Origin of the sequence: Microbacterium alkaliflavum, from assembly GCF_044325405.1 — a bacterium.
GTDB classification, from domain to species: domain Bacteria; phylum Actinomycetota; class Actinomycetes; order Actinomycetales; family Microbacteriaceae; genus Microbacterium; species Microbacterium alkaliflavum.
Genome location: NZ_JBIQWL010000012.1, coordinates 118,575 through 127,107 on the forward strand (window position 1 = coordinate 118,575; position 8,533 = coordinate 127,107).

Genomic DNA, 8,533 nt, shown 5'->3' on the forward strand with positions numbered 1-8,533 from the left:
GTCAAGTGGTCGCGGGGTCCGGGCGTGCTCATCCGCTGAGGCAGTCGCGGAGGGAGTCGGCGTTGAAGCGCATCATGTCCACATACGTCGGCACCCGGTCGTCCAGGGCGTCGCCATAGATGAGGCACACCTGAACGTGCTGCTCGGCGGCGAGCTCGGTGAGCACGTTCGCGCGGGCGATGTGGATCGGCTCGAGAAACACCGCCGGGATCCGCAGCGTCCGCAGCGTCTCCGACAGCTTGCGGCGATCCGCTAGCGACGGCTCGGTCGCCGGGCTCGGGGTCACGAAGCCGGCGATCTGGACGTGATACGCATGCGCGAGGTACCCGAACGCGTCGTGCGTCGTGATGAGGTAACGGTTCGCCTCCGGGATCGTCGCGATCGTGTCCCGCACGTAGTCATCCGTCGCCTCCAGCTCGGCGAGATAGGCGGCGGCGTTCGCCGTGTACTCCCGGGCGCCTTCGGGGTCGGCGCCGATGAGGGTGTCGCGGATCAGCTGCACGTACGCCATGCCGTTACGCACGTCCTGCCACAGGTGCGGGTCGATCTCGCCGTGGACGTGCTTGCCGAGCACCGCCTGCGGCAGCTGGTAGACCTGCGTGCCGGCCCGTCCGAGGAAGGAGAACTGCGAGCCCCCGGGGATCTCCGACAGCGCCTTGGACGGCACGTCGATCACGACCTCCTCCGGGGCGTAGGCGAGCTGGGAGTGCTCACCGCCGCCCTCCGGGTCGTAGCGCACCTCCAGCGCCCCGTCCTCGAGGTTCGCCGTCAAATCCGCATGCCCCTGATTCAGCACCACCGCACCCGACATCCCGGCGTCGGCGGGGTTGACGCCGACGGCGAAGGTAAACGTCGCCTGCCCGAGCTCCTGCGGACGCGAGGTGTCGTCGACCTGCACGCTCGCGGCGAGCGTGACCGTGTAGACGCCGGGCTTGGTGAACGCCCACGACAGGTGCGTGTGCGCGTCGGCCGGCAGCGACATGGTGTCGCCGCGGTAGCCGGTAGACGGGTCGAAGCCGTTGGCGGAGTCGAAGTACACATCCGTGTCGCCGAACGTGCCGGTCAGGTAGGCGAACACGTCGCCCGGCCCGGTGACTTTCGTCGCCGACAGCAGCACCTCGGAGGTACGGGTCGCCCCGTACCGGGCGGTACCGTCGCCATGAGCACGCAAGCCCAGCCACACCGTGTCGAGGTTCACGTTCTCCACCAGCCGGATGATCTCGGCCGCGTACTTCACCGCCTCCTCCGCGAGGGAGACGTTCACCGCTCCCGTGCGCAGGTTGGAGTCGAGCGTCTTGATGACGTTGTGCTCCTCCAACAGCGCATAGTTGGAGAACGCGACGTCCGCATACACGACATTCCGCGCGTCCCGCAGCGTCGGCTCGTAGGTATGCGGGTCCGGGCCGTCCGGCACGATCGAGGCCACCTCCACCCGGTCGCCGCCGACGTTCTGCACAAGATCGCGTAGCAGCCCGGTCGTGGTGATGACCTGGAGCTTGTCGCTGTCGGCGGCGAGCAGCGGCTTGCTCGCGCAGCCGGTCAGCGTCAGCACCGTCACCGCGAGCGCGGCCATGGCGGCGAGGACGCGGCGACTCAAGGGCGCGCCTCCGCGTGCCGGACGATGCCGATCCGCCCGTCCGCCTCGGCCAGGCGCAGTCCGGCCTGACAGAGCTCGTCGTGCAGCTGGTCGCGGGTCAGCGGCTCCCAACTAGAGAGGAACGTCTCCTGGCGCAGGATGCGGTCGCCGTCGAGCACGAAGTACTCGCTCTGTGCGGCCCCGTGCCGTGCCAGGTAGCTGTGTCGGCCGATCCGCGTGCTCTCCTCCACCATCGGGGCCTCAGCCGGATCTGTCGTGTGCGGGAGCGTGATGATCCCAGTCCCGCCCGCCACCAGCAGGGCCGCCAGGCGAGCGAACGTCTGCTGCCGTTGGGTCGCGGTGAGGTGACCGAGCATGTGCGCGCACACGAACCCGGCCACCGCGCCGGTCACCTCGTCGAGAGCGTCCGGGGCGGCGCCGGCGAGCACGCTGACCCGGTCGATCAAGTCCGGGTCGTCCGCGACACGAGCCAAGAGCACGGCCCGCATTGTCAGCGACGGCTCGATCGCTACCACCTGCGCGGCGGTGGAGCGGGCTAGCAGCCGGGTGCCGATCCCGGTGCCGGCGCCGACGTCGAGGACCGTCGCGTCCGGGGTGAGGTTGGCGAAGGCCGATGCCAGGGCGGGCCGCAGCCCGCCCCAGACATCGGTCATGAACAGGTCATGGAACTCGCCCAGGCCCTCGTATGCGTCCCTCATGCCGGAAGACCGCCGCTCCGTCGCCGCCACCACAGCACCCCGGTGCCGGCGGCACCGACCAGCAGAAGGGCGCCGAGGATTGAGAGCAGCAGCGGGACCGAGTTGCCGGCCGCGAGCGCCGTGAACGGGTCAGTCAGCGGGCCTGGGGCATCGTTGACTGACTGGCCGGGTATCAGCTTCCGGGCGGCGTCTGCCGCCTGCGCCGCAGCCTGATCCGCGGCCAGGAGTGCGGCGTCGGCGTCGTCGGAGAGCAGCAGCGCGTTGGAGATCGTGCCGCAGCCCGATCCCGAACCGGCTGCGGAGGCTGGGTCGATGTCACCGACGACGATCGTGAGGGTCTCGGTGTCGGAGGAGACCTGCCCGTTCACCAGTGTCGCGGTCTGCGTCGAGGTGATGCGGTAGATGCCTTCGGCGGAGAACGCCCAGTTCGCGTGCGCGTGCACGCCCAGCGGGATGCCGTAACTGCCGCCGTTGTCGAACACCACCTGCTGTACCCCGCCGAACGAGCCGGTGAGGTACACCTTCACCGATCCCGGCCCGCTGATGCTGTCGATCGTCCAGGACACCGGGCCGCGGGTGTTGCCCGCGTTCAATGCCTCGGTCGACCAGCCGAGCCAGATCAGGTTCGGGTTCTGCGTCTGCGGCACCTGCCACACGTGGGACCTCGCCGGACCGACCTGCCCGTAGCCGGACGGAAGGGTGACCCGGCTGGAGGGCTTGAGCCACAGGATCGTGCCGCCCGGCTCGCGGTAGACCTTTGCGCCGGAGGTGTCGTCGCCGATCAGCGATTCGAGCTGGCCGCCCACGATGCGGGAGGCGTAGTCGATGTGCCCGGACGACAGGATCGTCGCGCCGGCGACACACTGTGTCGCCGGCACCTGAACTGCAGCTGGGGTGCCGCCGCCCGGGGAGGATCCCGGCGCTGACGGTGTGGTTGGCGCGCTGACGATCGACAGGGAGTCCCAGCCGAGGAGGTCCCCTCCGGCGGTCTTTACCACCAGCCGGTGGCCACCGGTGATCGCGTCCGCCGGCAGACGGACCTGGATCGCACCGGACTCGCCGACCTGTGCCCAGCCGAGCCAGCGTGGGGTGGAGTGCAGCCATACCGATACCCAGGAGCCCACACGATCGCGGTCGAGTTGTGCAGTCAGTAGTTGACCGGGGACGAATCCGTTCTCCCCGTTCAAGATGCTCACGCCACCCACGGTTGCGTCTGTCAGCTCCCCATCAGGGATTGGGGTGAGGTCATCAACGGTGGGTTGCCCCGGAATGGCGGTGAAGCAGGCCGCCGGGTCGATCTTGCGCACGTTCACGGCGCCGACCGCGATGGCAAGAGTGAAAGCATCGGTCACTGGTTGCCCGGAGCTGAGGGTTGTCGCGCGCTCGAAGGCGAGGCAGTAGACGCCTTCGGCGCTGAATGCCCAGGTTCCGTGCGCGTGGGTGTGCTTCGGGATCGTGGAGGTGTCTGCCGCGGTGATGCCGTCGCGGGTGTTGAAGAGGACATTCGGTTCCCCGAAGACGCCTGTCTGGAACAGGGCGAACTCACCCGGTCCGCTGCTGTCGACGAGCGACCAGCGGAACGCGTCTCGCGTGGCGTCATCCGCGATCGCCTCCGTCGACCAGCCCGGCCAGAGCAGCGCGTCATCCTGGGTCTCGGGAAGGATCCACGAGGCAGCACCGGCAGCACCAAGGAAGGCGTACTCGGGGACGTCGGGAACCGTCGTCCTCGCGGCCGGCTTCGCCTGCAGCACGGTGTTCGCCGGGTCTCGCCAGACGGGCTCGTTGCTCTCGGTGGTGTCGTTGATGCGCGTGTCAAAAGCGTCGCCGTTCAGAACGGATGCGACGTCGACGTGACCAACGTTGAGGATCGTCGCCCCGGAATCGGTCTTCGTACCGTTCGGCACATCCCAGTCCACCGGCTCAGGTTCTTCGGGGCCTTCGCCTCCGGGATCTGTGCCCTCACCTCCCTTGGCGCAAGGAGTGACCGTTGCGGGATCCTCGATCCCGACCACGTAGGTGATCGTCTTCGCGGCCGTGGCGACGGTGCCGTCGGTGAGTGTCGCGGACCATGTCAGCGGAACACAGTAGACACCGGGTGCGGAGAACGACGGCCGACTGGAGAAGATGAACTGCGGCCACAGCGTGACACTGCGAGACTCACCATCCCGAGTACCGAACGAACGGTTCTTGTAGTAGTCGAAGCTGACGGTTCCTGGCCCGTCGACCTCCCCCACCCGGATGGTTGCATCTTCCTGGATGTCGTTGCGCGGAAGGTACATACCGGAGTGAGTGAACTCCACGCCCGGCAAGGAGGGGATGCGCCAACCGTCCCCCTGGTCGACGAACCCGGCGATCACGACCGACTCCGGGTCGTGCCAGCTCGTCGCCCACGGATGCGTGACGACCTTGGTCGCGACATCAAGCCCCTCCGCGCTCAGCACCGGAGCGAACTGGACGAGGTCACCCGCGGACGGGATCAGCACTTCGTCGCTGAGACCAGCGAGATCGATCGGGGTGAGGGTGGAGACGGGACCGTCGGGATGAGTCCGGGAGCAGGGCTGCATTGTGTGCAGGTCGACCGAGTCGCCGATCGCGATCGTGAGCTGGTCGCGCACGACCTTGTCCGCCCCGGTCGCGATGTCGCGGGCGCGGATCTCGAAGTTCAGGCAGTACACCCCCTCCTTCGTGAACGCCCACTCCAGATGCTGGTGGCTCGTCGGTCCGATGAACGACGCCGGCAACGTGGTCGAACTCACATCTCTGTCGGGCATCGCGAAGGTGCCCCCTTCGGGGCCGGTATAGCCGAGAAGAGTCCACGTCGGCTTTCCCTCAGTCAACGCCGCCGGAAGGCCTTCATGTGTCAGACCTGGCCAGAGCGTGGAGGTCATGAAAGCGGGGTTCATTGAGAACCCGAAGTAGGGAGTCCCTGGGGGGCCGATCGCAGCGTAGTCGAGGGCGCTTCGCGCGCTGGGTTCGGGGACCGTGAAGGCGATGTTCTTGCCGCGACCGACCCACACGGCGTCTTTCACGGAAGGGAATGCTTCGGGGTTGTGGACGTCGCCGGTGTGCAGCTCCAGCTCCCCGTCGACGAGCATCGGTCCGATGTCGAGGTGCCCTTGATGGAACCATGTGACCGTCGGGTCCAGGTCCTCGTAGATGTCCTCGTCGCCAGGGTCGGTCGGCCCGTCGCCACCATCGACCTGAGCGCAGGGCTCGACCGACGCGGCGTCGATGCCGACAGCGAAGGTCAGCGTCGAGCTGCCGATCGCGGGAGCCTCCGCCCCCACGAAGGTGCCTCGAGATTCCACGGTCAGGCAATACCGTCCGGGGGCAGTGAACGCCAGCCCCACGATGTTGAACGGATCGGCGAACGGATAGTAGCCGTCTTCGACTCCTTCAGCCGCGATAGAGCCGGCGCTTCCGTTCTCACGTGAATCCCATTGCGCGACAACGCTCGAACTGGTGATCCGATCGTCGTTCTGCGTCACGTAGCTCGCAACGTAGCCGCCTTCCGGAGCGTCGGACGCCACGAGTCGCAGCGCGAACGAGCCGTTCACGAGTTCTTCGGCGGGGGTGGTGTCGGCCTGCGGCAGCAAGGTCAGCGGGAGTCCCGGGTCCGAGAACAGGGAATAGTTCTGGTTGCCAGCGGTGCGCCACAGCCGCGTGCCGGGCGCGGCGATCTGCCCCCAGAGCTTCTGATTCGTCGCGTCCGTGTTCTCCGCGGGCCAGGCAGCGTCCTGTCGCGGCACCGAGAACACGGTCTTCTCGGGCGCGTGGGTGGTGGTGCGGCCACCCACGACCTGGTTCAGGTCCATGCGCAGGGTGCCGTCGTCGGCGAGTGCGGGTGAGAGGTGCACGTCGCCGGCATCGATCACCGCGACGCCCTGCTCGGTGGTCGGGGTTGGCGTCGGGTCGTAAGGCTCGGTCGCGGTGGGTTGGACGCAGGGAGCGACGGTGGCCGGATCCACGCCCACGGCGAAGGTGAGGGTCGCACGGGTGTTTGCGATGAAACCCGTTTCCAGGTCGAGCATCTCGCTCTCCAGCGTGATGCAATACGTTCCGGCAGCGGTGAACGCGAACCCGGTCGCCTCACTCTCGACCGGATCCTCGGCGTCCGGGATCAACACCGTCCGAGCCGATATCGCCCCGAGGGCACCGGAGTGCCACCGGTCGCCCGGATAACCGTCATCCCCGCGGAAGGTCGTGAATGCGCCGCCTTCCGGCGAGGCCGCGTCGGCGACGCTCATCATCAGCTCGAAACCGTTCTCGGCCGAGACCCCGTGTGCGTCGGCACGCAGCATCAGGTCGTTGCCCGCCGAGGAGTTCACGGCTGTCTTGGTGCGCCACACATCGCTGTGAGATGGGACCAGCAGGTTCCAGTTCTTCCAGCCCTGCTCCGTCGAGGTGAACCCACCGCCCGGCCAGGACTCGACGTTCGGCAGCGAGAACACCGCCTCACCGGGATCGAGGACCGTGCCGCTCTCATCGATCAGTCGCAATCGCAGATTGCCGTCCTCCCATTGGTTCGAGATGTCGACCATGCCCTCACTGAGCACGTGCGCGGCCGGCACACTCGCCGACGCCGCGGCCGGGGGCTGGTCAGGCTCCTCGATAGTTGGCTCGGTAGCGGCTTCCTGACCTTCGGATTCCTGCCCCAGGTCGGGCGCGGCATCGGTGAGTTCTTCGGCCGTGACCACGTGGAACCGGTAGGTCATGTCCGCAGCCGTGGTCGTGGCCTCGGGCTGATCTGGCAGGGCGTAACGGGCCTCAGCGCCGATCACGAGCTCGTAGTCGCCGGGCATGGTAAAGGTCCAGTCGAGCGTCGCCCCCTCCGCGCCGACGTCGAGCGTCCGCGCTTGTCCCTCTACCGTCCCCCAGACCGGTGCTCCGCCCGCAGGCGTGGCGTGAACTGCACCGCCCTGCGGGGTCATGACCGAACGCAGCTCGAGTCGCACCCCAATCAGTGACGCCCCGGTAGGAAGCCCGCCGGCATCCACCACGACTCGGGAGCTGGCCGTTCCATCCGTCACCGCGAACACAGACTCCGTCGAGCCCCGCCCATCGGCGGTGGCGGCCACCAGGGCAGTGCCTTCCGCCGCAACGACGATACCCGGCAGCACCGCGCCGTCGAGCAGGATCGGGGTGTCAGCGACAGCAGGATGTGCCATCCCGCCCACCAGGGCGACGATCGCCACCAGGGCGAGGAGCGGCTTCAAGACAGTCTTCTTCATCGGGCGGCTTTCAGCAGACATGCGGGACGGGAAGCGGGAGCTGCACGCCACTCCTGGCTCCACCAAGCGGGCGGAGCCAGGAGAGCGTGGGCGGAGGGCAGGCGATCAGAACTTGAACAGAATCGAGTTCGTCTGCCCCGAGGTGCCCAGCCCGTTACCGGTGACCTTCACACCGATCTGCGCCTGCGACGAGCTGCTGGTGAAGGTCCACGTGTAGTGCTCGTGGAAGTCCGCCGTCGCGCCCGCCGGCAGCACGACCGAGTGCGTGTAGTCGCCCGCCGCCGTGTCGATGTACACGGTCGCCGGGTTCGCCGGGTCGGAGACCTTGACACTCGTCCCAGCCGGGATATTCGTCAGCCGGACGGTGTAGGTCCGGTTGACGGTGGCGGAAGCGAAGGCCTGGTCGATGCGGATCCCGCCTCCGCCCACCGCGGTCGTCGAGGGGTCGGTGCCGTCGATGACCTTGCCGGACCCGACGGCGAACCACCCGTTCGGCGCATCGACGTCGCGGTAGTCACTCGCGTTGTGGTCGTAGTTCACGACCTCCAGCGGTGACTTGTCGACCGCGATGAGGTCCCATTCCCCGGTCTGGGCTCCGGTGACAACGGTCGCCGCGTTCGCGACGCCGGCGCCGGAGAGCACGAGCGCCAGCGCCGCGGCGCCGGCAATGATCGAGTTCCCGATCGCGCGTCCTGCAGGGGCTCGTTTCGTGGTGGTGTTCATGTTGAGTGATTCCTTCTGGATTGATGCGTGCAGATGAATGTGTTCCGCGGGGCGAGTCCGGACCGACCGGACCCACCCGCGTGCCGGCCAGTCGGCGTCTGCCGTACCTAGCAGGCGTTACCCGGAGAGGGCGGGTCTCAGCGCAATCGGTCTGAGTACACGAACCGGGTCCGCACAAAACCGATGTGCTGAGGTCAAGTCCCGTGGCGTGGTGTCATTCCGTTGCTTCCTGAGGGTGGGTGGTGGTCAGGCGGTGAGGTAGAGCTCGGGACGTGCGGGCTCGG

General features: G+C 67.8%; 4 protein-coding genes. All 4 read right to left on the reverse strand.

What is annotated here, in order from left to right; translation table 11 throughout:
- Window positions 1-28: 28 nt before the first annotated feature.
- On the reverse strand, window positions 29-1,597 hold the full coding sequence (locus ACH3VR_RS20905; RefSeq protein ID WP_397558264.1) for an anchored repeat ABC transporter, substrate-binding protein: 1,569 nt from the start codon (window positions 1,595-1,597) through the stop codon (window positions 29-31).
- Complete coding sequence (locus ACH3VR_RS20910) at window positions 1,594-2,295, reverse strand: class I SAM-dependent methyltransferase (protein WP_397558265.1); 702 nt, start codon at window positions 2,293-2,295, stop codon at window positions 1,594-1,596. The genes ACH3VR_RS20905 and ACH3VR_RS20910 overlap by 4 nt, the downstream gene beginning before the upstream one ends.
- A complete protein-coding gene (locus ACH3VR_RS20915; RefSeq protein ID WP_397558266.1) occupies window positions 2,292-7,526 on the reverse strand; it encodes a TIGR03773 family transporter-associated surface protein in 5,235 nt (1,744 codons plus the stop codon). The genes ACH3VR_RS20910 and ACH3VR_RS20915 overlap by 4 nt, the downstream gene beginning before the upstream one ends.
- Window positions 7,527-7,631: 105 nt before the next feature.
- Window positions 7,632-8,249, reverse strand: a complete 618-nt coding sequence (locus ACH3VR_RS20920) for a hypothetical protein (RefSeq protein WP_397558267.1) — start codon at window positions 8,247-8,249, stop codon at window positions 7,632-7,634.
- Window positions 8,250-8,533 lie beyond the last annotated feature (284 nt).